22 protein-coding genes are annotated in these 21,193 nt (G+C 71.6%); 3 read left to right on the top strand and 19 right to left on the bottom strand.

What is annotated here, in order from left to right; translation table 11 throughout:
• Positions 1-178: 178 nt before the first annotated feature.
• From rnc to rpoE, 7 genes are all read right to left on the bottom strand, one after another.
• Complete coding sequence (rnc, locus tag QFW77_RS00010; RefSeq protein WP_280572078.1) at positions 179-853, bottom strand: ribonuclease III; 675 nt, start codon at positions 851-853, stop codon at positions 179-181.
• Positions 831-1,214, bottom strand: coding sequence for a DUF4845 domain-containing protein (locus QFW77_RS00015; RefSeq protein WP_280572079.1), 384 nt, complete (start codon positions 1,212-1,214; stop codon positions 831-833). The genes rnc and QFW77_RS00015 overlap by 23 nt, the downstream gene beginning before the upstream one ends.
• Positions 1,215-1,250: 36 nt before the next feature.
• The gene (lepB, locus tag QFW77_RS00020; RefSeq protein WP_280572081.1) at positions 1,251-2,048 is read right to left on the bottom strand and encodes a signal peptidase I; all 798 of its coding nucleotides are present in this window, start codon (positions 2,046-2,048) and stop codon (positions 1,251-1,253) included.
• Positions 2,049-2,084: 36 nt separating this feature from the next.
• Positions 2,085-3,881: a translation elongation factor 4 gene (gene lepA / locus QFW77_RS00025; protein ID WP_280572110.1), complete on the bottom strand. Its 1,797-nt coding sequence runs from the start codon at positions 3,879-3,881 to the stop codon at positions 2,085-2,087.
• A gap of 222 nt (positions 3,882-4,103) precedes the next feature.
• A complete protein-coding gene (locus QFW77_RS00030; RefSeq protein ID WP_331487825.1) occupies positions 4,104-5,681 on the bottom strand; it encodes a Do family serine endopeptidase in 1,578 nt (525 codons plus the stop codon).
• A gap of 82 nt (positions 5,682-5,763) precedes the next feature.
• On the bottom strand, positions 5,764-6,774 hold the full coding sequence (locus QFW77_RS00035; protein ID WP_280572082.1) for an RseA family anti-sigma factor: 1,011 nt from the start codon (positions 6,772-6,774) through the stop codon (positions 5,764-5,766).
• On the bottom strand, positions 6,771-7,385 hold the full coding sequence (gene rpoE, locus QFW77_RS00040; protein ID WP_280572083.1) for an RNA polymerase sigma factor RpoE: 615 nt from the start codon (positions 7,383-7,385) through the stop codon (positions 6,771-6,773). Before rpoE ends, QFW77_RS00035 begins: the two co-directional genes overlap by 4 nt.
• 231 nt (positions 7,386-7,616) lie before the next feature.
• On the opposite strand from rpoE, the gene QFW77_RS00045 reads away from it, so the two are divergent.
• Positions 7,617-9,692 carry a 3-hydroxyacyl-CoA dehydrogenase NAD-binding domain-containing protein gene (locus QFW77_RS00045; protein WP_280572084.1) on the top strand — a complete coding sequence of 692 codons (2,076 nt, stop codon included), beginning with the start codon at positions 7,617-7,619 and terminating at the stop codon, positions 9,690-9,692.
• A gap of 336 nt (positions 9,693-10,028) precedes the next feature.
• On the opposite strand, the gene QFW77_RS00050 is transcribed toward QFW77_RS00045, so the two are convergent.
• The 12 genes from QFW77_RS00050 to QFW77_RS00105 all read right to left on the bottom strand — a co-directional run bounded on the left by QFW77_RS00050 (position 10,029) and on the right by QFW77_RS00105 (position 20,108).
• Positions 10,029-10,388, bottom strand: a complete 360-nt coding sequence (locus tag QFW77_RS00050; protein ID WP_280572086.1) for a PilZ domain-containing protein — start codon at positions 10,386-10,388, stop codon at positions 10,029-10,031.
• A gap of 2 nt (positions 10,389-10,390) precedes the next feature.
• Entirely contained in the window at positions 10,391-11,335 is a 945-nt protein-coding gene (locus QFW77_RS00055; protein WP_280572088.1) for a DNA polymerase III subunit delta', read from the bottom strand.
• A complete protein-coding gene (gene tmk, locus QFW77_RS00060; RefSeq protein WP_280572089.1) occupies positions 11,332-11,988 on the bottom strand; it encodes a dTMP kinase in 657 nt (218 codons plus the stop codon). The genes QFW77_RS00055 and tmk overlap by 4 nt, the downstream gene beginning before the upstream one ends.
• A complete protein-coding gene (gene mltG, locus QFW77_RS00065; protein ID WP_280572090.1) occupies positions 11,985-13,055 on the bottom strand; it encodes an endolytic transglycosylase MltG in 1,071 nt (356 codons plus the stop codon). Before mltG ends, tmk begins: the two co-directional genes overlap by 4 nt.
• A gap of 93 nt (positions 13,056-13,148) precedes the next feature.
• Complete coding sequence (locus QFW77_RS00070) at positions 13,149-14,498, bottom strand: aminodeoxychorismate synthase component I (protein WP_280572091.1); 1,350 nt, start codon at positions 14,496-14,498, stop codon at positions 13,149-13,151.
• Between the two features lie 91 nt (positions 14,499-14,589).
• Complete coding sequence (gene fabF, locus QFW77_RS00075; RefSeq protein ID WP_280572092.1) at positions 14,590-15,828, bottom strand: beta-ketoacyl-ACP synthase II; 1,239 nt, start codon at positions 15,826-15,828, stop codon at positions 14,590-14,592.
• Between the two features lie 177 nt (positions 15,829-16,005).
• Entirely contained in the window at positions 16,006-16,245 is a 240-nt protein-coding gene (acpP, locus tag QFW77_RS00080; RefSeq protein ID WP_149194087.1) for an acyl carrier protein, read from the bottom strand.
• 116 nt (positions 16,246-16,361) lie between these two features.
• Positions 16,362-17,105, bottom strand: a complete 744-nt coding sequence (gene fabG, locus QFW77_RS00085) for a 3-oxoacyl-ACP reductase FabG (RefSeq protein ID WP_280572093.1) — start codon at positions 17,103-17,105, stop codon at positions 16,362-16,364.
• Positions 17,106-17,196: 91 nt separating this feature from the next.
• On the bottom strand, positions 17,197-18,141 hold the full coding sequence (gene fabD / locus QFW77_RS00090; protein ID WP_280572094.1) for an ACP S-malonyltransferase: 945 nt from the start codon (positions 18,139-18,141) through the stop codon (positions 17,197-17,199).
• A 114-nt stretch (positions 18,142-18,255) separates the two neighbouring features.
• The gene (locus tag QFW77_RS00095) at positions 18,256-19,251 is read right to left on the bottom strand and encodes a beta-ketoacyl-ACP synthase III (RefSeq protein ID WP_280572095.1); all 996 of its coding nucleotides are present in this window, start codon (positions 19,249-19,251) and stop codon (positions 18,256-18,258) included.
• Positions 19,252-19,375: 124 nt separating this feature from the next.
• Positions 19,376-19,570: a 50S ribosomal protein L32 gene (gene rpmF / locus QFW77_RS00100; RefSeq protein WP_280572096.1), complete on the bottom strand. Its 195-nt coding sequence runs from the start codon at positions 19,568-19,570 to the stop codon at positions 19,376-19,378.
• Positions 19,571-19,601: 31 nt separating this feature from the next.
• Positions 19,602-20,108 carry a YceD family protein gene (locus tag QFW77_RS00105; RefSeq protein ID WP_280572098.1) on the bottom strand — a complete coding sequence of 169 codons (507 nt, stop codon included), beginning with the start codon at positions 20,106-20,108 and terminating at the stop codon, positions 19,602-19,604.
• Between the two features lie 145 nt (positions 20,109-20,253).
• Between QFW77_RS00105 and QFW77_RS00110 the strand changes: the two genes are divergently transcribed.
• Both QFW77_RS00110 and QFW77_RS00115 read left to right on the top strand, forming a co-directional pair.
• Positions 20,254-20,616: a hypothetical protein gene (locus QFW77_RS00110; protein WP_280572099.1), complete on the top strand. Its 363-nt coding sequence runs from the start codon at positions 20,254-20,256 to the stop codon at positions 20,614-20,616.
• 9 nt (positions 20,617-20,625) lie between these two features.
• Positions 20,626-21,192, top strand: coding sequence for a Maf family protein (locus QFW77_RS00115; protein ID WP_280572100.1), 567 nt, complete (start codon positions 20,626-20,628; stop codon positions 21,190-21,192).
• Position 21,193: the final 1 nt, after the last annotated feature.

Raw genomic sequence — 21,193 nt, forward strand, 5'->3', positions numbered from 1 at the left:
CAGGCCATGGACGGCCTGCGGCGGCGGATCGGGCCATGGATGGCCCGACTCCGCCGGGGAGCCTCCCCCGGCCCGGGCGCCGCCGGCTCCGAAGCTCACGCACCGGCTCCGAAGCCCACGCACCGGCTTCTCGATCGAGCACTGGTTGGCCGCGTGGGGCGTGAGCCACGCCCGGCGCTCAGCCGACCTTGTCCAGCGCCGCCAGTACCGCCTCGGCGGCCTGCTGCTCGGCAGCGCGGCGCGAGGCGCCCTCGCCCTCGGCCGAGACCTGGGGTTCGGACACGCTGCAGCGCACCCCGAAGGTCTTGGCATGATCGTCGCCGGACTCGCCCAGCAGTTCGTACAGCGGCAGCGGCCGCTGCCTGGCCTGCAGCCATTCCTGCAGCCTGGTCTTGGCGTCCTTGCCCACCTTGGCGATCTCCAGTCCGTCCAGATCGGCGCGGAACCAGGCCAGCACCGCCTGGCGGCAGGCGTCGAAGCCGGCGTCGAGGTGGATCGCGGCGATCACCGCCTCCAGCGCGTCGGAAAGGATCGAGTCGCGCCGGTGCCCACCGGATTTCATTTCCCCGGGGCCGAGCATCAGCCGCGGGCCGAGTTCCAGCCCACGGGCGATGCGCGCCAGGGTCGACTCTCGCACCAGCTCGGCGCGGGCGCGGGTCATCGCGCCCTCGTCGGCGCGCGGCCAGCGCTGGTAGAGCGCTTCTGCGATGATCAGGTCGAGCAGCGCATCGCCGAGGAATTCGAGGCGCTCGTTGTGCGGCGCCCCCGCGCTGCGGTGGGTCAGCGCCTGCGCCAGCAGGCCCTGGTCACCGAAGCGATGACCGAACGGGTCAGTTGGCTTCGCCGCCGCCACGCGTGAGCATTTGCGTTGTCTGGAACTTGCCCACCACGTCGAGGTTGCCCACCAGCGGCTTGCGGACCTCGTACTGCACGTCCATCTGCCAGCCCTCGTCGACGCGCTTGAGCTTGACGTGTTCCTTCTTCACGTTCTCCGAGTAGTTGATGTACAAGCGCCGAAAGAAGAGGTCCTGGATCCGGGCCGGATCCTGCTGGGCGATCCCGGCCTCGTCGGACAGCCCCTTCAGCGCCGCACGCACGCTGTAGTACTCGGAATACATCGGAAACAGCTTCATCGCCACGTAGGCGAAGAACCCCACCACCGCCAGCACGATCACGAAGCTCAGCAGGGTCATGCCCTTCTGTGTGCGTTTCATTGCCCTTCTCCCCAAGGAATGCGCGTGGCCCGGATACTACCGGATGCTGCCGCCGATCCGGTCGAACCCTACCCCACCGGCGCTGCCGTCCCAGTGCATCCAGACCAGGAAGGCCTTTCCGCGCAGCTGGCTCTCCGGCAGCGAACCCCAGAACCTGCTGTCGTCGCTTCTATCACGATTGTCGCCCATCACGAAATACTGGCCCTCGGGAACTGTCCACTCGCCCTGGCCGGGGTCGGTGTAGGGCAGGTTCGGGATCTCCAGCACCTGGTGCTCGCGGTCCGGCATGCCCTCGACCAGCAACCGGGCGCCGGTCATCTCCCGGCCGCGGCCCTTGCCGACGTAGTTGCCGTCGCCCACCGGCCGGTAGTCGAAGGCCTCGCCGTTCACGTAGACGGTATTGTCGCGGTACTCGACCACGTCTCCGGGCAGGCCCACCACGCGCTTGATCCAGTCCTGGTCGGGCTGGTGTGGAGGCCGGAACACCACCACGTCGCCGCGCTCGGGCGCGCCGATCTCGATGAACTTGCGGTTGCTGATCGGCAGGCGCAGCCCGTAGGCGAACTTGTTGACCAGGATGAAGTCGCCGATCAGCAGGGTCGGCATCATCGAACTGGAGGGAATGCGGAACGGCTCGGCGACGAAGCTGCGCAGGATCAGCACCACCGCCAGTACCGGGAAGAAGGCCTTGGCGTAGTCGACCACCACCGGCTCCTTCTCCTCCAGCAACCCGGCGCGCTCGGCGCGGCGCCTGGCGAAGAACAGCCGGTCGAGCAGCCAGATGATCCCGGTGGCCAGGGTCAGCACCACCAGGGCGATTTCGAACCACTTCATGCTTGCTCCTCTGGAGCGGGAATCACCGCCTCGAAATCACGAATCACGGCTGCTGCTCAACACCGCCAGGAAGGCTTCCTGCGGAATCTCCACGCGACCGACCTGCTTCATCCGCTTCTTGCCTTCCTTCTGCTTCTCCAGCAGCTTCTTCTTGCGGGAGATGTCGCCACCATAGCACTTGGCAAGCACGTTCTTGCGCAGCGCCTTGACCGTGGTGCGGGCGATGATCTGCGAGCCGATCGCGGCCTGGATGGCGACGTCGAACTGCTGCCGCGGGATCAGCTCTTTCATTTTCTCGGTGAGTTCGCGCCCGCGGCGGTCGGCGTGGCTGCGGTGGACGATGATCGACAGCGCGTCGACCTTGTCGCCGTTGATCAGGGTGTCCACGCGCACGAACGGGCCGGCCTCGAAGCGCACGAAATGGTAGTCCAGCGAGGCGTAGCCGCGGCTGACCGATTTCAGCTTGTCGAAGAAGTCCAGCACCACCTCGGCCATCGGCAGCTCGTAGCTGATCTGCACCTGGCTGCCCAGGTACTGGATGCCGATCTGGCGCCCGCGCTTCTCCTCGCACAGGGTGATCACGTTGCCCACGTAGTCCGGCGGGGTGAGGACATTGGCGCGGATGATCGGCTCGCGCACCTCCTCCACCTTGTTGACCGGCGGCAGGCTGGCCGGATTGTCCAGCGGCATCACGCTGCCGTCGGTCAGCAGCACCTCGTAGACCACGGTGGGGGCCGTGCTGATGAGATTGAGGTCGTATTCGCGCTCCAGCCGCTCCTGCACGATCTCCATGTGCAGCATGCCGAGGAACCCGCAGCGGAATCCGAACCCCATGGCCTCCGAACTCTCCGGCTCGAAGCGCAGCGCGGCGTCGTTCAGGCGCAGCTTGTCCAGCGCCTCGCGCAGGTCCGGGAAGTCGTCGGCGTCGACCGGGAACAGCCCGGCGAACACCCGCGGCTGCATCTCCTGGAAGCCCGGCAGCGGTTTGGGCGCCGGATCGGCGGCCAGCGTGAGGGTGTCGCCGACCGGCGCGCCGTGCACGTCCTTGATACTGGCGTTGATCCAGCCCACTTCGCCGGCGCGCAGCGCATCCAGGGCCTTGCGCTTCGGCGTGAACACGCCGACGCCGTCGACCTGGTGGGTGCGCCCGGTCGACATCACCAGGATCTTGCCGCCCGGCCTGATCTCGCCCTGCATCACCCGCACCAGCGAGACCACCCCCAGGTAGTTGTCGAACCAGGAATCGATGATCAGCGCCTGCAGCTTGTCGGTGTCGCGCGGTACCGGCGCCGGGATGCGGGTGACGATGGCCTCCAGCACGTCGCCGACGTTCAACCCGGTCTTGGCGCTGACCGCGATCGCGTCGGTGGCGTCGATGCCGATCACCGCCTCGATCTCCGCCTTCACCTTGTCGACGTCGGCGGTGGGCAGGTCGATCTTGTTCAGCACCGGCACCACTTCCAGGCCCTGCTCCACCGCGGTGTAGCAGTTGGCCACCGACTGCGCCTCCACCCCCTGGGCGGCGTCCACCACCAGCAGCGCGCCCTCGCAGGCGGCCAGCGAGCGGCTGACCTCGTAGCTGAAGTCGACGTGGCCGGGGGTGTCGATGAAATTGAGCTGGTAGGTCTGGCCGTCCTTCGCCGTATACGGCAGCGACACCGACTGCGCCTTGATGGTGATCCCCCGCTCGCGCTCGATCGGGTTGTTGTCGAGCACCTGGGCCTCCATCTCGCGCTCGGTCAGCCCCCCGCACAGCTGGATGATGCGGTCGGCCAGGGTCGACTTGCCGTGGTCGACGTGGGCGATGATGGAGAAGTTGCGGATGTTCCGCATCGGATCGGCGCTCATGGGGTCAGGCGGGCCGTCCCTGCGGCCTGGTTCGCGTGGCAAAGCGCGGGATTATCGCACAGGCGCGCCCCGCGCCCGGGTGGGCGCGGGGGCGATGGAGCGGGGCGATGGAGCGGGTGCCGGCGCCGGCCCCGTGACCGCAGCGTCGGCAGGCCCGGACCGGGCGCCCGCGGGGCGAACGCGCCGTGGCCGCCGGGAGGCGCGGCCCTAGTCCTCGCCGTCCTCGCGCGGGGTCACGGCGATGAACTGGCTGGTGCCGCCGCGGTTGACCAGCAGCATCACCGTCTGTCCGGCCGTGACCGCGCGTAGCTGCCGGTCCAGGGCGGCGGCGCTGGCCACCGGGGTGCGGCCCACGCGCAGCACCACGTCGCCGGGCTGGAGCCCGGCCTCGCGCGCGGCCAGTCCCTCGACCCGGGCGATGCGCACGCCCTCGTCCTCGTCCAGTCCGAGCTGGCGGCGCTGGGCGTCGGTGAGATCCTGTCCCACCAGGCCGAGCGGGTTGGTCGAACCGGCGCCGGGGGCGCGGCCGCCGCCCGGTGCGCCCGTTGCGGCGGCGACCGCATCCTCGTCGAGCTGGCTGAGGGTCACCTCGATGTCGCGGGAACGGCCCTCGCGGAACACCTCCAGCCGCACCCGGGTGCCCGGCGCCTTGTTGCCGATGATCGGCGGCAGGTCGCTGGACTGGTTGACCGGGGTGTCGTCCACGGCGCGGATCACGTCTCCGACCTCGATGCCCGCCTTCTCCGCCGGGCTGCCGGGCAGGACGTTGTTGACCAGGGCGCCAAGCGTGTCCGGCAGACCCAGCCCGGCGGCCTTCTCGGCGTCGACGCCCTCGACGGTCACCCCGACCTGGCCGCGCCGCACCGAGCCGGTGCTCTTGATCTGCTCGGCGACGTTCATCGCCATGTCGATCGGGATCGCGAAGCTGACGCCCATGTAGCCGCCCGAATTGCTGAAGATCTGCGAGTTGATGCCGATCGCCTCGCCCCGGGTGTTGAGCAGCGGGCCGCCGGAATTGCCGCGGTTGATCGCCACGTCGGTCTGGATGAAGGGCACGTAGCGCTGGTTGGCGTAGGGATTGGAGCGGCCTACCGCGCTGACGATGCCCGCGGTCACCGACTGGTCGAGCCCGAACGGCGAACCGATCGCCACCGCCCACTGCCCCGGCTTGACCTGGCGCGAGTCGCCGGTGCGCAGCACCGGCAGGCCGCTGGCGTCGATCTTCAGCAACGCCACGTCCGACTGCTCGTCGCTGCCGACCACCTCGGCGTCGAACTCGCGGCGGTCGTGCAGGCGGACCCGCACCTGGTCGGCATCGGCGACCACGTGGTGGTTGGTGAGCAGGTAGCCGTCGGCGGAAATCAGGAAGCCTGTTCCCATCGAGGTACCGCGCGGGCCGCCGGGAGCCTGCGGGCCTTGCGGGCCCTGGGGGCCACCGGGGAATGGAAAGCCGGGGCCGAAGAAGCGGCGGAAGATCTCCGGCATCATGTCCTCGTCCGGCACCCCGCCGTTGCCGCGCTGCGCCACGCGGGTGCCGATGGTCGCCTCGATGTTGACCACGGCCGGGCCGACCTGCTCCACCAGGCGGGTGAAATCGGGCAGGCCGGTGACCAGCGGCTCGGCCGGGACCCGGCGCGCCTCCGCGGCGGTGGCCTGGGCGGCCACCGCCGGTGCGGCGCCGCCGGCCGCCGCGGCGGCCGGTGCCGGGACATCCGGCACCACGACCGAAGCGGTGGCGGCGGCGGTGACCAGGATCAGGGTGATCGCGGTGAACGGTGCTCTCATCGGGGAACCATCCTCGACAGGTCGTTGAAGGGAAATCCGGGGCGGCCCGCCATGGCGCGACAGTGGCCAGGCGGCGCCGCGCTCAGCGCGGATCCGGCGGCGCCTCGGCCCATCCGGCAGCGGTGCCCGGCAGCGCGGCGGCGTCGATCGCGGTGGCCGGGGCCAGACCGCTCCAGGCCGGCTCCGGCGCCAGCCGCGGCTGGAACGGGTGGAACGCGGCGCTCTGCGCCCCGGTCGTGCCATAGCCGACCGCGAGGCCAGCGCCGGCGGCTCCAGGCAACACCGCCCGCGGCCAGGGCCTGCTGGGCACCGCCGCGGCCGGGACGAAGGGATCGGCCACACCGGAGCCCGCCGCTGCCAGCGCCACCGTCTGTGGCGCCGCGCTGGCGAGCGCCGGCGGCCGCGCCACCGCTGCCACTGCGGTGCGCTCGGCGGCCGCACGCGGGGCCTGGGCGACGCGGCGCTGGGCCCGGGTGGCTGCCGCGCGCTGGGCCTGGCCGCGTGAACGCCGCTCTTCGCCGCGGCGCGGAGCCTCGGCCACTGCCAGCGCGGCCCCGGCCGCGGCGAGCGCGATCTCGGGAACCGGGGTGTCTGCAGGCGCGGGCTGCGGAACGTTGGCCGGCGCCGGTGCGGACGCCCCGCCGCTTTCGAGGGCGAGCGCGGGCATCTCGGCGGCCGGGAGCGCGGCGGGCGCCTGCAGCTGGCCGCGGCCGACGAACAGCGCGGCCATCGCCACCGACGCCGCCAGCGCGGCGCCGCCGCCCCAGCGCCACAGGCGCGGTCGCGCCGAGCCCGCCGCCGCGGCCGGCTCGAGCCGGCGCCCGCCGCCGGCGATCGCCCGTGCCACGCCCTCGGCGAAGTCCGCAGGCAGCAGTGCGTTGCGCTGCCCGCGCATCACGTCGCCACAGATCTGCCAGCGCTCCCAGCAGCTGGCCAGCTCGACGTCGTGCTGCAGCCGCCGCAGCATGAAGCGGGCCTGGTCCGGCGACAGCTCGCCGTCCAGCATCGCCGAGAGCTGCTGGCGGTGATAGAGGTAGAGCTTGTCGGGATCGGGCCCGATCTGCAGGGCTTCGCTGTCTTCGGATTGGATCATCGGATGGCACGCTCGGCTGTGGTTTCGTGGTCCATGAGGGGCTGGAGTTCCTGGTCGATCGCCTCGCGGGCCCGGAAGATGCGCGAACGCACCGTTCCGATCGGGCAGTCCATGCGCGTTGCGATCTCTTCGTAGCTGAGCCCGTCGACCTCGCGGAGCGTGATCGCCACGCGCAGCTCCTCGGGCAGGGCTTCGACCGCACGCATCACCGTTTGTTCCAGCTGCTGGCGCATCAGTTCACGCTCCGGCGTATCGGTGTCGCGCAGGCGCACGCCGGAATCGAACTGTTCGGCGTCTCCCACGTCGATGTCCTCGGTGGGGGGGCGGCGGTTGCCTGCGACGAGGTGATTCTTGGCGGTATTCACGGCGATCCGGTGCAGCCAGGTGTAGAACTGGGCGTCGCCGCGGAAATTTCCGATCGCGCGGTAGGCACGGATGAAGGTCTCCTGGGCCACGTCCTGACATTCGCTCCAGTCGGACACGTAGCGCCCGATCAGCGCCGCGATCCTGTGCTGGTACTTGCGCACCAACAGGTCGAAGGCCGCGCCGTCTCCGCGCTGCACACGCTTGACCAGTTCCTGGTCCAACTGATGGGTATCGTTTTCGGCCATTGGGCCGGCGCTCCTGTCGCCCGGCCATCGGCTGGGCTGTGTGACCTGCTGCGGGGGAGGAAGTTCCATCGCCAGGGTCGACGGATCTGGGGCCGCGACGCCACTGCCACAAGCCATGGCGCCGCCCCGCGGCGCGACCGCGCCGCTGACGGGGCCGCGGCGCCGATTTGACGCCGGCCGAACGACCTCTGGATCATAAGGGACTTCCCGTACCCTAACGGATGGTGCCCGATGATTGCAGGCCTCGACGGACTGCGCTTCAGCCACTGGCAGGCCGAACCGCGCGAGGACGGCGTGCTGGTGCTGTCTTTCGACCGCGCCGGCGAGTCGGTGAACACGTTCGCCCAGGACGTGCTGATCGAGCTGGACGCGCTGCTCGAGCGGCTGTCACTGGACCCGCCGAAGGCGGTGCTGCTGCGCTCGGCCAAGGAAAAGGGCTTCATCGCCGGTGCCGACATTCGCGAGTTCCGCGAGTTCGATGCCAAGGGCACGATCGGCGATTCGATCCGCCGCGGCCAGCAGGCGTTCCAGCGCCTGGCCGACCTGCCCTGCCCCACGGTGGCCGCGATCCACGGCTTCTGCATGGGCGGCGGCACCGAGATCGCGCTGGCCTGCGACTACCGCGTGGCCAGTTCCGACCCGTCCACCCGGATCGGCCTGCCGGAAGTGAAACTCGGCATCTACCCGGGCTGGGGCGGCAGCGTGCGGCTGCCGCGGCTGGTCGGCGCACCGGCGGCGTTCGACATGATGTTGACCGGGCGCGCGCTGTCGGCGAAGGCGGCACGCGGCATCGGGCTGGTCGACAAGGTCGCCGAGCCGGCGCTGCTGGTCGACGCCGCCGCCGCCCTGGCGCTGAAGGGCACGCAGCGGCCCCCGAAGCAGCGCTTCCTGGGTTGGATCACCAACACCTGGCCGGCACGCCAGTTGCTGGCGCCGGTGCTGGCGAAGCAGGTCGGGCGCAAGGCGCGTCGCGACCACTATCCGGCGCCGTACGCGATGATCGAGACCTGGCGCCGCAGCGGCGGCGGCATCCAGGCGCTGCTGGCGGCCGAGCGCCGCTCGGTGGTGAAACTGGCCGGCACCCCGACCGCGCGCAACCTCACCCGGGTGTTCTTCCTGCAGGAGCGCCTGAAGGGTCTTGGCGGCAAGGAGCATGGCGTGGGCCGCCTGCACGTGGTCGGCGCCGGGGTGATGGGCGGCGACATCGCCGCCTGGTCCGCCTACAAGGGCTTCGAGGTGACCCTGCAGGACCGGGAGCAGCCATACATCGACAAGGCGCTGGCGCGCGCCCAGGACCTGTTCGCGAAGAAGGTGAAGGACGACGCCAGGCGCCCGGAAGTCGCCGCGCGACTGAAATCCGACCTCGCCGGCGAAGGCGCCGCGCAGGCCGACCTGGTGATCGAGGCGATCGTCGAGGACGCCGATGCCAAGCGCGGCCTGTACGGGCAACTGGAGCCGAAGCTGAAGTCAGACGCGCTGCTCACCACCAATACCTCGTCGATCCCGCTGGCCGAACTGGCCGCCGGGATCCGCCGTCCCGCCCAGTTCGCGGGACTGCACTATTTCAATCCGGTGGCGCAGATGCCGCTGGTCGAGATCGTCCGCCACGACGCGATGGCGCCGGAGACGGAGAAGCGGCTGGCCGCGTTCTGCCGCGCGCTCGGCAAGCTGCCGGTCCCGGTCGCCGGCACCCCGGGATTCCTGGTCAACCGGCTGCTGTTCCCGTACATGCTCGAGGCCGCGACCGCCTACTCCGAAGGCGTGCCTGGCGCGGCCATCGACCGGGCCGCGGTGAAGTTCGGCATGCCGATGGGGCCGATCGAGCTGATCGACACCGTGGGCCTGGATGTCGCCTCCGGTGTCGGCAGGGAACTGGCGCCGTTCCTCGGCCTGCAGATCCCGCCCGCCCTGGCCACTCCGCCCGAGCAGGGAAAGCGCGGCAAGAAGGACGGCCAGGGGCTGTACGCCTGGGAAAACGGCAAGCCGAAGAAGCCGGAGCTGCCGAAGGACTACAAGGCACCGGAGGACCTCGAGGACCGGCTGGTCCTGGCCCTGCTCAACGAAGCGGTGGCGGCGCTGCACGAGGGCGTGGTGGAGGATGCGGACCTGCTCGACGCCGGAGTGATCTTCGGCACCGGCTTCGCGCCGTTCCGCGGCGGCCCGATCCAGTACATCCGCGACACGGGGACCGCCGCGCTGCTGGAACGACTGAAGGCGCTGCAGGCCGCACACGGCGACCGCTTCGCGCCGCGGCCCGGCTGGGACGACCCGGCGCTGCGGCCTGAGGCCGCGGACCGCGCGGCCTGACCGCCTTGGGGCCCGGCAGGCGGACCGCCTGCATCGGCGGTGCGGCGTCGGCACCGCCGGCGCTCCCACGAGGCCGGCCGCCAGTCCGAGGAGCGGCGGCTTCACGGAAAGCATCCACACCGCATCCGGGGCCGGTGCGGTGTCCCGGTGCGGGACCATCGACGCCATGGATGGCGTCGATGAGCCTCCATGGATGGATTCACGGCGTGTCCCGCACCGGGGCGCCGCGCCGGCCTGCCCGCGAACCCAACGAACCCGTTCGTACTGCACATCGCACACCGACCAAGGCGCATCAGGAGCATGCGCGCAGGATCCGGGCCGGCGCGGGGCCGGCGGCTACATGGTGTGGGTGGGCTTCTCGGAGGCCAGCGAACCGGCCAGCAGGGTCTCGATCTTGCCCTTGACGGCTTCGCCTTCGCCGGTATCGGCGAACTGCACGCCGATGCCGGCGGTGCGGTTGCCCTGCGCGCCCGGAGGGGTGACCCACACCACCTTGCCGGCCACCGGCAGGCGCTCGTTGGATTCGGGCAGTACCAGCAGCAGGAAGACCTCGTCGCCGATGAAATAGCGTTTCGGCGTCGGCACGAAGATGCCGCCGTACTTCAGGTAGGGCATGTAGGCGTTGTAGAGCGCCGCCTTGTCCTTCACCGTCAGCGACAGGATGCCCTGCCTCGCGCCCGCTCCGGTTGCACCCATGCTCATCTCCTCGTTGCGGGCCCGCCGCGCCGGCCCCCGGCGTCACGCCAGCCCAGCAGCAGCTCCGTGACCGCGAGGTCGGCGCGCACCGTGGTGCGCAACAGCTCGCGGGTCCGGTTGGCGGCGTCGAACCACGCCGCAAGCCTGCGGGTTCGCATGGGGTCGGTCAAGTCGGCCGCCAGCCCGGCGGCCACGTCCGCGGCATGGCGCAGCCGCTCCGTCGCGACCTCGTCCGCGGTCCAGCGGCGCGCCGCCTCCGGGGGCGCCAGCTCGCCGCGCGCGAGCGCGGCCAGGTCGGCGCTCACCTCGCGGCGAAGCTCCATGCCGCCGTCGCGCAGCCAGGCGCCGGCGAGGCCCGGGTGGCCGCGGGCCGCGTCGAGCGCTTCTTCGGCGAGATCCCGGGCATGCCCCTGGGCAAGCAGCCAGTCCAGCGCCTCGGCGCGCGGCGGCAGCCGGAACTCGAGGCGCTGGCAGCGGCTGCGGATGGTCGCCGGCAGGCGCATCGGATTGGCGGCGACCAGCCACAGGTAACGGCCCTGCTGCGGCTCCTCGAGGGTCTTGAGCAGGGCGTTGCAGGCCGCGTGGTTGATCGCGTCCGCCGGATCGACCACGGCGACCCTGGCGTCGCCGTACTGCGGCGTCAGGGTCAGCTTCGCGGAGAGTTCGCGAATCTGCTCGATCACGATCTCGGTCCGCATGCGGCTGCCGTCGCGGGTGGGGATGAAGCCGATCTCGAGATGGTCCGGATGGGTGCCCGCGGCGAACAGCTGGCGCGCGCGCGCGTCGTTATGGCAGCGCAGCACGTGCTGCGCCAGCCGACCGGCCACGGCGCGCTTGCCGAGCAGCGCGGGACCGCAGAACAGCAGCGCATGCCCCATCCGCCCGCCGTCGATCGCCTCCACGGCCCGGTCGTAGGCGCGCTGCTGCCAGGGCGCGAACGCGCTCATGCGCGCGCCTCCTCGGCGCGGTCCCGCCACTGCCGCAGGTGCCGCACCGCCTCGCCGGCCACCGCCGCCACCGGCTGCGCGGCGTCGAGCAGCCGGAAGCGCGCCGGCTCGGCGGCCGCGCGCGCGCGGTAGGCGGCGCGGACCCGCTCGAAGAACTCGTCGCGCTCGCGCTCGATGCGGTCCGGATACGGGTCGCGCCCGCGGGTTCGCGCGCGCCCGCCCTGCACGTCGATGTCGAGCAGCAGGGTCAGGCCCGGCTGCAGGCCCACCGCATCGCGCTCGAGCACGGCGATGAATGCGGGATCGAGGCCGCGGCCGCCGCCCTGGTAGGCGTAGCTCGAATCGGTGAAGCGGTCGCTGAGCACCCAGGCCCCGCGCGCCAGCGCCGGCCGGATCGTCTCGCGCACGTGCTGGGCGCGCGCGGCGAACATCAGCAGCAGCTCGGTCTCCGCCGCGGGCGGCTCGTGCCCCGGCTCGAGCAGCAGCGTGCGGATCCTCTCCGCCAGCGGGGTGCCGCCGGGCTCGCGGGTGCACACCACTTCATCGCCGCAGCCGAGCAGCGCGTCGCGCAGCGCCGCCAGCACGGTGGTCTTGCCGGCGCCCTCGCCGCCTTCCAGCGAAACGAAGCGCGGATGCGACGGCAGGCCGGTCATTGCGACGAGGCGCCGTGGCGGTCGCGATAGCGGCGCAGGTATTCGCGCACGGCCGCGCTGTGCTCGGCATAGGTGCGCGTGAAAACGTGCCGCCCGCTGCCGTCGCCGATGGCGACGAAATACAGCGAATCGCCTGGCTCCGGCCTGGTGGCGGCGCGCAGCGCCTCGGTGCCGGGCATCGCGATCGGCGTGGGCGGCAGCCCGTCGCGGGTGTAGGTGTTGTAGGGCGTGTCGGTGAGCAGGTCGCGGCGGCGGATGTTGCCGTCGTAGGCGCTGCCGATGCCGTAGATCACCGTCGGATCGGTCTGCAGGCGCATGCCCGCACGCAGCCTGCGCACGAATACGCCGGCGATCCGCCCGCGCTCGGCCGGGACGCCGGTTTCCTTCTCGACGATCGACGCAAGGATCAATGCCTCCTCGGCCGACTGCAGCGGGAGGTCCGGCGCGCGCGCTTCCCACGCCGCCTCCAGCGCGCGGTCGAGCGCCTCGCCGGCCCGCCGCAGCAGGTCCAGGTCGCTGTCGCCGCGGGTGTAGAGATAGGTCTCCGGCAGGAACCGCCCTTCCGGATGTACGCCGGGGCGGTCCAGCGCCTCCATCAGTGCCGCGTCGTCCATCTCCGACGACGCCTGCAGCAGCGGTTCGGCACGGGCCAGCGCGGCGCGCAGCTCGCGGATGTTCCAGCCTTCCACGATCGTGAAGCGATGGTGGATCACCTTGCCGTCGCGCATCCGCACCAGCAACTCGCTGGCGCTGATCCCCGGCTCCATGGCGTACTCGCCGACCTGCAGGCGTCCGGCCGCGCCTAGCCGGCGCGCCAGCAGCCGCCACTCCAGCGCATGGCCGTCGCGGATTCCGGCCTGGCGCAGCTTCTCCAGCACCCGCGGGAAGGAATCGCCCGCCTCGACGAAGACGCTGTCGCCGGCCTCGACGCCCGACAGCGGGCCGTCGACGAATGCCTGGTAGCGGGCGTATCCCCAGGCCGCCAGCGCCCCGGCCGCCAGCGCCGAGACCACGAACAGCGCGAACAGCACCCCGAGGCCGCGGCGGCGGCGCGGCGCCTCGCTCATCGCCGGCTCCGAATGGTGTTGGGGAGGGATGACATGCCCATCAGGATACCCTGCCCGGCGCCCGGCCGAGGCGCGCCGGGAGCGGCGCTGCGCTCATTCCGCCAGCGCCCGCAGCATGCCGCGCGCCTTCGCCCGGGTCTCGTCGAGCTCGCGGGCCGGATCGGAATCGGCGACGATGCCGGCGCCGGTGCGGAAACGGACCGTGTCCCCCTCGACCTCGGCGCTGCGGATCAGGATGTTCAGGTCCAGATCGCCATCGCGGTTCAGCCAGCCCATCGCGCCGGTGTAGGCGCCGCGCCCGGCGCCTTCGAGTTCGGCGATGATCTGCATGCAGCGCACCTTGGGGCAGCCGGTGATGGTGCCGCCCGGAAACACCGCGGCGACGACCGCCCCCGGAGTCACCCCGGCGCGCAGGCGCCCGCGCACGTTGCTGACGATGTGGTGCACCTGGGCGTAGCTTTCCACCGTCATCAGTTCGTCGACCTCGACGCTGCCGGGCGCGCAGATGCGGCCGAGGTCGTTGCGCTCCAGATCGACCAGCATCACGTGCTCGGCGCGCTCCTTGGGGTGGCCGGCCAGCTCGCGCACGCGCTCGGCGTCGTCGTCGCCCGGAACGCGCGCGCGGGTGCCGGCGATCGGCCGCGTCTCCACCAGCTCGCCGCGGGTGCAGACCAGCCGCTCGGGCGATGCGCTGACCACGGTGGCGCCCGGACCCGCGAACAGGCCGGAGAACGGCGCCGGACTGATCCGGCGCAGCCGTGCGTAGAGCGCCGCGGGATCCGGACGTGCAGCGAACTGCGCCCGCCAGGCCCGCGACAGGTTTACCTGGAACACGTCCCCGGCGGCGAGGTAATCGCGGATCCGGCCGACACCGGCGAGAAAGGCCCCGGGCTCGTCCTCGCGCAAGTCGCTCGGCGCGCGCCATCGCCGCGGCGGTGCGTCGCGCCCCGCCGCGGCCGCGTCGGCGACCAGCGTCTGGAGCAGGCCGTCGCAGCCGGGCTCGGCGAGGGCCACGCACTCGCCGGTGGCGTGGTCGCGCAGGAGCGCCGCGGGACAGCGAAGCGCACAGGCCACCGGCAGCGCGCCGGGCGCCGCGGGAAGGCGCAGCACCGGCTCCACCTGGGCCGCCAGCTCGTAGCCCAGGAACAGCGCCCAGCCGCCGCGAAACGGCCAGCGCGGTTCCTGCCGGGGCAGCCGCAGCGCGCGCCAGCGCTGGTCGAGCGCATCCAGGAACGCGCCCGCCGCCGCCGTCCCGGCATGATCGCGGGTGGTGCCGTCCGGATCGAGCCGAAGCGCCTCCCCTTCCGCCGCCAGCAGCATGTCCCAGCGCGCCTGCGCGGTCCCGTGGGCGACCGATTGCAGCAGCATCGGATACCGGGCCGGCGCGCGCCGGTGGACCGCCAGCAGATCGGTCTCCGGCGGCAGCGGGCGGGTGATCAGCATGCGGCGCTCGAGCGCGGGAAGGAAGGATGCGGGCGGGCGGGGCGGCCGGCCCGGGCGCCGCCGGATGCCGCGGCACCCCGGCCGATGGCGCTCAGATCCGCGCGAACACCAGCGTGCCGTTGGTGCCGCCGAACCCGAACGAGTTCGACAGCGCCACGTCCACCTTCGCCTCGCGCGCGGTATGCGGCACGTAGTCGAGGTCGCAGCCCTCGGAGGGTTCGTCGAGGTTGATGGTCGGGGGCAGCACGCCGGTGTGCAGGGCCATGGCCGAGAACACCGCCTCGACCCCACCGGCCGCGCCCAGCAGGTGGCCGGTCATCGACTTGGTGGAACTGACCGCGGTGCGGCTGGCGTGCCCGCCCAGGGCCGCCTTGACCGCCATCGTCTCGGCCAGGTCGCCGGCCGGCGTGGAGGTGCCGTGGGCGTTGATGTAGCCGATCCGCGCGACATCCACGCCGGCATCGTCGATGGCGTGGCGCATGCAGCGCGCAGCGCCGTCGCCATTCTCGCTCGGTGCGGTCATGTGGTAGGCATCGCCGCTCATTCCGAAGCCGATGAGCTCGGCGTAGACGCGCGCGCCGCGCGCCCTGGCGCGCTCGTACTCCTCGAGCACCAGGATGCCGGCGCCATCGCCCATGACGAAGCCGTCGCGGCCGGCATCCCAGGGGCGCGAGGCGCGCTGCGGGTCGTCGTTGCGGGTCGAAAGCGCCTTCATCGCGCAGAACCCGCCGAGCGAGGTCGGGGTGGTGGCGTACTCGGCGCCGCCGGCGATCATCGCATCGGCATCGCCGTACTGGATCATCCGCATCGCCAGGCCGATGTTGTGAGTGGCCGTGGTGCAGGCGGTGACCGCGGCGATGTTCGGCCCCTTGGCGCCGGTCATGATCGAAACCTGGCCCGCGATCATGTTGATGATCGTGCTGGGCACGTAGAACGGCGACACCTTGCGCGGGCCGCCTTCGTGGTACTTGATGGTGGTTTCCTCGATGCCCTTCAGCCCGCCGATGCCGGCGCCGATCGCCACGCCGATGCGGTCGGCATCGGATTCGCGGATCTCCAGTCCGGCATCGGCGATCGCCATCAGCGAGGCGGCGACGCCGTAGTGGACGAAGGGGTCCATCTTCTTGACGTCCTTCGGCGCGATCCACGCGCCTGGGTCGAACCCCCTGACCTCGCCGGCGATGCGGGTAGCGAAGCCCGACGCGTCGAAATGGGTGATCGGCCCGATGCCGGAACGGCCGTTGACGATCCCGTCCCAGCTCGAGGCCAGGTCGTTGCCGAGCGGCGACAGGATGCCCAGACCGGTGATGACCACGCGTCGCTTGGACATGGAACACTCCTCATTCGGTTCGTTGCGCGCCGCACGCCAGGCGCCGCGCCGGAAACGCACGAGGCCGCGTGCGCGGCCCCGGGGTCTGTCGCCACCGCGCGTCCGCCGCGAGCGGCGGGCGCGCAGCCGGAACGATGGCAGCGCCGTCGCGGCGCCCACCATCGTCGCCGGACGCCATTACGATTTGACGTGGGCCTTGATGTAGTCGATGGCCTGCTGCACCGAGGTGATCTTCTCGGCTTCCTCGTCGGGGATCTCGCACTCGAACTCCTCCTCGAGCGCCATCACCAGCTCGACGGTATCGAGCGAGTCCGCACCGAGGTCGTCGACGAAGGAAGCGCTGGGGCTGACCTCCTCTTCCTTGACGCCCAGTTGCTCGATGACGATTTTCTTGACGCGTTCTTCGATGCTGCTCATACGGGTTTCGCTCCGGGGAAGGCCCTGACGGCCGACTAGTTTAAGGGAAAGGCGGGCGCTCGGCGATGGACGCCAAACCCCGTTTTGGTTCAAGGGCTTGCGGCCCTGGAATTGCGCTACGGCATGTACATGCCGCCGTTGACGTGCAGGGTCTCGCCGGTGATGTAGGCGGCGGCGGGACCGGCGAGGAAGGCCACCGCGCGGGCGATGTCCGCCGGTTCGCCGAGCCGGCCCAGCGCGATCTGCCCGAGCATGGCCTGCTTGGCGTCCTCGGGCAGGTCGCGGGTCATGTCGGTGGCGACGAAGCCGGGCGCGACCACGTTGACGGTGACCCCGCGCGAGCCGATCTCCCGCGCCAGCGACTTGCTGAAACCGATGATGCCGGCCTTGGCAGCGGCGTAGTTGGCCTGCCCGGCATTGCCGGTCACGCCGATCACCGAGGCGATGTTGACGATCCGGCCCTTGCGCGCCTTCATCATCCCGCGCATCGCCGCCTTGCAGGTGCGGTAGACGCTGCTGAGGTTGGTGTCGATGATCGCCTGCCAGTCCTCCTCCTTCATCCGCATCAGCAGGTTGTCGCGGGTGATGCCGGCGTTGTTGACCAGGATGCCGATCGCGCCGAGGTCCTTGCCGACCGTCTCGATCAGCGTCTCGACCGCGGCGCCGTCGGTGACGTCCAGCACCCGGCCGAGACCGCCGCTCCCGGCCAGGCGTTCGCCGATGGCGCGCGCGCCGGCCTCGGTGGTGGCGGTGCCGACCACGGTGGCGCCCTGCGCGGCCAGTTCGTCGGCGATGGCGGCGCCGATGCCGCGGCTGGCGCCGGTGACCAGGGCGATCTCGCCTTGCAGTGTCTGCGTCATGGCTTGCTCCGTGCTGCTGAGGCAGCGCCCCCGTCGGTCCGGGGAATGCCGCCGTCGATGGAAGTCCGCGTGCGCGCCGGCACGCGATCGGTCAGGACGCCCATGCCGCCAGCGCGGCCTCGAACTCGGCCACCGTGCCCAGCGGCCGCGCGTCGAGCGACCTGTCGATGCGCTTCACCAGCCCGGCGAGCACCTTGCCGGGGCCGCATTCGGCGACGCGGGTGGCGCCGCGGGCCGCGACGGCCTGCACGCAGGCCGTCCACTGCACCGGCAGGTAGAGCTGGCGCACCAGTGCGTCGCGAATCGCCTGCACGCCCTGATGCACCTCGGCGTCGACGTTCTGTACAACCGGCAGCGCCGGCTCGCTCCATTCCAGCCCGGCCATCGCTTCGGACAGCCGATTGGCGGCATCGCGCATCAGCGGGGTGTGCGAGGGCACGCTCACCGCCAGCTTGACCGTCTTGCGCACCCCGCGCTCCGAGAGCATGCCCAGCGCGCGGTCCACCGCCCCGGCGTGGCCGCCGATGACGATCTGTCCCGGCGAGTTGAAGTTGGCCGGAACCACCACCTCGTCGCCGGAGGCCGCCGCGCAGACTTCCGCCACCAGCGCTTCCTCGGCGCCCAGCACCGCCGCCATGGCACCGGTGCCGGCCGGCGCCGCCGCCTGCATCAGCTGCCCGCGCAGGCGCACCAGCCGCGCGGCATCGGTCAGCGAAAGCGCCCCGGCCGCGACCAGGGCGCTGTACTCGCCCAGGCTGTGCCCGGCAAGTACCGCCGGGGCCGCGCCGCCCTGCGCGCGCCACAGCCGCCACAGTGCGACCCCGGCCGCGAGCAGGGCGGGCTGGGTGAACTCGGTGACATCGAGCCGGTCGCCGGCGTCGGGCCGTGCGAGCTCCCACAGGTCCACGCCGGCACCCTCCGAGGCCTCGGCGAAATCAGCGCGGATCGAAGGGTGGCGTTCGGCGAGATCGGCCAGCATGCCGGCGGCCTGGGAGCCCTGGCCGGGGAACACGAAGGAAAGCTGGGGATCGGTCACGCATGCATCCGGGGGAAAGCGAGCGCACGATGATACGTGGCCCGGCGTCGGGCTGTCTGTACCACGGCGTATGTCGCACGCCGGAACCGACGGCGGAACGGCGCGCGCAAACGCTCAGTAGCGAAGCAGCGCCGAGCCCCAGGTGAAACCGCCCCCGAACGCCTCCAGCAGCACCAGCTGGCCGCGCTGCACCTTGCCGGAGCGGACCGCCTCGTCGAGCGCCAGCGGCACCGAGCCGGACGAGGTGTTGCCGTGGCGATCGACGGTCACGATCACCCGCTCCATGGGCATGTCCAGGCGCTTGGCGGTGGCTTCGATGATGCGCAGATTGGCCTGGTGCGGGATCAGCCAGTCGAGATCGTGGCGGTCCAGGCCATTGGCCGCCAGCGTCTCCTCGACCACCGAGTCGAGCGCCTTGACCGCGTACTTGAACACGTCGCTGCCGGCCATGCGGATGCGCACCCCGGCGTTCTTCTCGTCCTCCCTGAAGCCGACCGAGACCCCGACCGGATTCCACAGCAGCTCCTTCTTGCCGCCGTCGGCGTGCAGGTGGGTGCTGAGGATGCCGGTCTCGGTGTCGGCCTTGAGGACCACCGCCCCGGCGCCGTCGCCGAACAGCACGCAGGTGGTGCGCTCGGTCCAGTCGACCATGCGGGTCAGGGTTTCCGAGCCCACCACCAGCACGGTCCTGGCATCGCCGCTGCGGATGAACTTGTCCGCCACCGACAGCGCGTACAGGAAGCCCGAACAGGCGGCGTTGACGTCGAACGCGCCGCAGCCGTTGGCGCCGAGCCGGTGCTGCAGCAGGCACGCGGTGGACGGGAAGATCAGGTCCGGCGTGGTGGTACCGAGCACGATCAGGTCGAGTTCGTCGGCCTCGACCCCGGCGGACTGCAGCGCGCGCACCGCGGCGTGGTACGCGAGGTCGCCGGTGGTCTCGCCGTCGGCGGCGATGTGGCGCTGGCGGATACCGGTGCGCGCGGCGATCCACTCGTCGCTGGTATCGACGATCTTGGACAGGTCGTCGTTGGTCAGCACCTTGGCTGGCAGGTAGCTGCCGGTACCGGCGATGCGCGAATAGACGCGCGGAGTCGAACCCGATTCGCTCATCTGGGAGGGTGTCCTCGGCCGGAATGCCCGGCGCCTGAGGCGCGGGCGGTTGCGAAGGGACCGGGCCGCGGCCGCGGCGCCAGTGGGCGCGCCGGACCGCCGCAGCGGCCGGCGTGCAGGGCGATCAGTCTTCTTCGGCGATCTTCGAGCGGACCTGGATCACCTGCTTGCCGCGGTAGTAGCCGTCGGCGGTGACGTGATGCCGGACGTGGATCTCGCCGGTGGTCGGATCGGTCGACAGCTGCTTGGCCGACAGCTTGTCGTGGGCGCGGCGCTGGCCACGGCGGGAGGGGGAAACGCGGGATTTCTGCACAGCCATGGGAAAAACTCCAGCAACAGATTCGTGATGTTCAGTGTTTCTTCAATGCCGCCAACGCCGCGAACGGATTGGCACGCGCTTCCTCTTCCGCCGGCGCCGGCCACTCGCGCTCGACCGTTTCCGAGCCCGGTGCCACCGGCACCAGCGGCACGGCGAGGATCAGCTCGTCCTCGACCAGTTCCGCCGGACGCATGCGGCCGTCCTCCGGCAGCAACAGCGCCTCGTAGCCCGGCGGCAGCGCGGCCTCGTCCGCCTCGTCGCGGATCAGGCCGAACCGCTGCTCGATCCGCACCGGCTGCAGGAACCGCTGCAGGGTGCGCTGGCACAGCAGCGGCAACTCGGCCTCGACCCGCAACTCGGCATACGGCACCCGCAACTCGTCGCGGCCGAACCCGAGCGAGTACGCCGCCTCGCCGGTGGCGTCGAGCAGCACCCCGTCCAGCCGCGCCAGCCCGGACAACGGCAGGCGCCCCTCGAACACCCGATCCGCGGCGACCATGCGCCACGCGTCGAGGACCTCGGGCACTTCCACGGACATAAGAGGCGGAATGTTAGGCGCGGCCCCGGCGGCTGTCAAACCGGCCGGCCGGCCGCCTCGCGCCGCAAGCCCTTGTCCACCGGGGCGATTTGCCCCGCCCCGGGCGGCGCGGCAGACTGGCCGTCCGCTCCTGGGAGGCCGCGTCTTGCTGCCGATCATCGTCCTGCTCTCGACGGTCGCCCTGCTGACCGCCTGCTGGTTTCTGGTCAGTCGGCGCCGCAGCGGTCGCCGCCAGCAGGTGCTCGCCGGACTGCTCGACGCCGCCGATGCGCTCGAGGACCGGCTCCGCGCCGCGCGCGCCGAGATCGAGGCGGTGGCCGGCGACGAGCAGAACCCGGTGCGCGACGCGATGCAGGAGATGCTGCGCCAGCGCCTGTGGCTGCAGCAATACGGCGCCGGCGCGAGCGTGGAACAGCTGGAGACGGTGCGCCGGTCGATCGACGCCGCGCGCCAGCGCATCGACCAGCAGCTGCTGCAGATCGAGCGCGCGCGGGCGCCGCTGCACTGAGCGCGCGCCGTGCGGCTGCTCCTCGCCTCCACGTCGCGCTATCGCCGCTCGCTGCTGCAGCGGCTGGGGCTGGCGTTCGATGTGGTGCGGCCGGAGGTGGACGAATCGCCGTGCCCCGGCGAGACCCCGGACGCGCTGGTGCGGCGGCTGGCGCGCGCCAAGGCGGCCGCGGCAGCCGCCCCGGGGACCTGGTCGATCGGTTCCGACCAGCTCGCCGAGCTCGGCGGCCGCCCGATCGGCAAACCCGGCAGTCGCGAGGCCGCGTGCGGCCAGCTGGCGCTGATGTCCGCGGCGCGGGTGCGGTTCCTGACCGCGGTGGCGCTGCGTCACGGCGACGGCCGCTGCCTGGAGGCGCTCGACGTGACCGAAGTGCGATTCCGGGCCCTGACCGGCGCGGAGATCGAACGCTACGTCGACACCGAACGGCCGTTCGACTGCGCCGGCAGCTTCAAGGCCGAAGGCCTGGGCATCGCGCTGTTCGAGGCGATCCGCAGCGAGGATCCCACGGCGCTGGTCGGCCTGCCGCTGATCGCTACCGCCCGGCTGTTGCGCGAAGCGGGCTTCGCCGTTCCCTGAT

It is taken from the genome of Luteimonas endophytica (assembly GCF_029887875.1).
In the GTDB taxonomy this organism is placed as follows: domain Bacteria; phylum Pseudomonadota; class Gammaproteobacteria; order Xanthomonadales; family Xanthomonadaceae; genus Luteimonas; species Luteimonas endophytica.

Excerpts from the sequence above, each read along its gene's own strand:
- QFW77_RS00070 (WP_280572091.1), bottom strand. The coding sequence starts at position 14,498 with ATGCTGATCACCCGCCCGCTGCCGCCGGAGACCGATCTGCTGGCGGTC.
- QFW77_RS00055 (WP_280572088.1), bottom strand. The coding sequence starts at position 11,335 with ATGAGCGCGTTCGCGCCCTGGCAGCAGCGCGCCTACGACCGGGCCGTG.
- fabF (WP_280572092.1), bottom strand. The coding sequence starts at position 15,828 with ATGTCCAAGCGACGCGTGGTCATCACCGGTCTGGGCATCCTGTCGCCG.
- fabG (WP_280572093.1), bottom strand. The coding sequence starts at position 17,105 with ATGACGCAGACACTGCAAGGCGAGATCGCCCTGGTCACCGGCGCCAGC.
- QFW77_RS00045 (WP_280572084.1), top strand. The coding sequence starts at position 7,617 with ATGATTGCAGGCCTCGACGGACTGCGCTTCAGCCACTGGCAGGCCGAA.
- QFW77_RS00095 (WP_280572095.1), bottom strand. The coding sequence starts at position 19,251 with ATGAGCGAATCGGGTTCGACTCCGCGCGTCTATTCGCGCATCGCCGGT.
- rpmF (WP_280572096.1), bottom strand. The coding sequence starts at position 19,570 with ATGGCTGTGCAGAAATCCCGCGTTTCCCCCTCCCGCCGTGGCCAGCGC.
- acpP (WP_149194087.1), bottom strand. The coding sequence starts at position 16,245 with ATGAGCAGCATCGAAGAACGCGTCAAGAAAATCGTCATCGAGCAACTG.
- QFW77_RS00030 (WP_331487825.1), bottom strand. The coding sequence starts at position 5,681 with ATGAGAGCACCGTTCACCGCGATCACCCTGATCCTGGTCACCGCCGCC.
- QFW77_RS00105 (WP_280572098.1), bottom strand. The coding sequence starts at position 20,108 with ATGTCCGTGGAAGTGCCCGAGGTCCTCGACGCGTGGCGCATGGTCGCC.
- QFW77_RS00035 (WP_280572082.1), bottom strand. The coding sequence starts at position 6,774 with ATGATCCAATCCGAAGACAGCGAAGCCCTGCAGATCGGGCCCGATCCC.
- rpoE (WP_280572083.1), bottom strand. The coding sequence starts at position 7,385 with ATGGCCGAAAACGATACCCATCAGTTGGACCAGGAACTGGTCAAGCGT.
- QFW77_RS00050 (WP_280572086.1), bottom strand. The coding sequence starts at position 10,388 with ATGGGTGCAACCGGAGCGGGCGCGAGGCAGGGCATCCTGTCGCTGACG.
- mltG (WP_280572090.1), bottom strand. The coding sequence starts at position 13,055 with ATGAGCGAGGCGCCGCGCCGCCGCCGCGGCCTCGGGGTGCTGTTCGCG.
- QFW77_RS00015 (WP_280572079.1), bottom strand. The coding sequence starts at position 1,214 with ATGAAACGCACACAGAAGGGCATGACCCTGCTGAGCTTCGTGATCGTG.
- tmk (WP_280572089.1), bottom strand. The coding sequence starts at position 11,988 with ATGACCGGCCTGCCGTCGCATCCGCGCTTCGTTTCGCTGGAAGGCGGC.
- lepA (WP_280572110.1), bottom strand. The coding sequence starts at position 3,881 with ATGCGGAACATCCGCAACTTCTCCATCATCGCCCACGTCGACCACGGC.
- lepB (WP_280572081.1), bottom strand. The coding sequence starts at position 2,048 with ATGAAGTGGTTCGAAATCGCCCTGGTGGTGCTGACCCTGGCCACCGGG.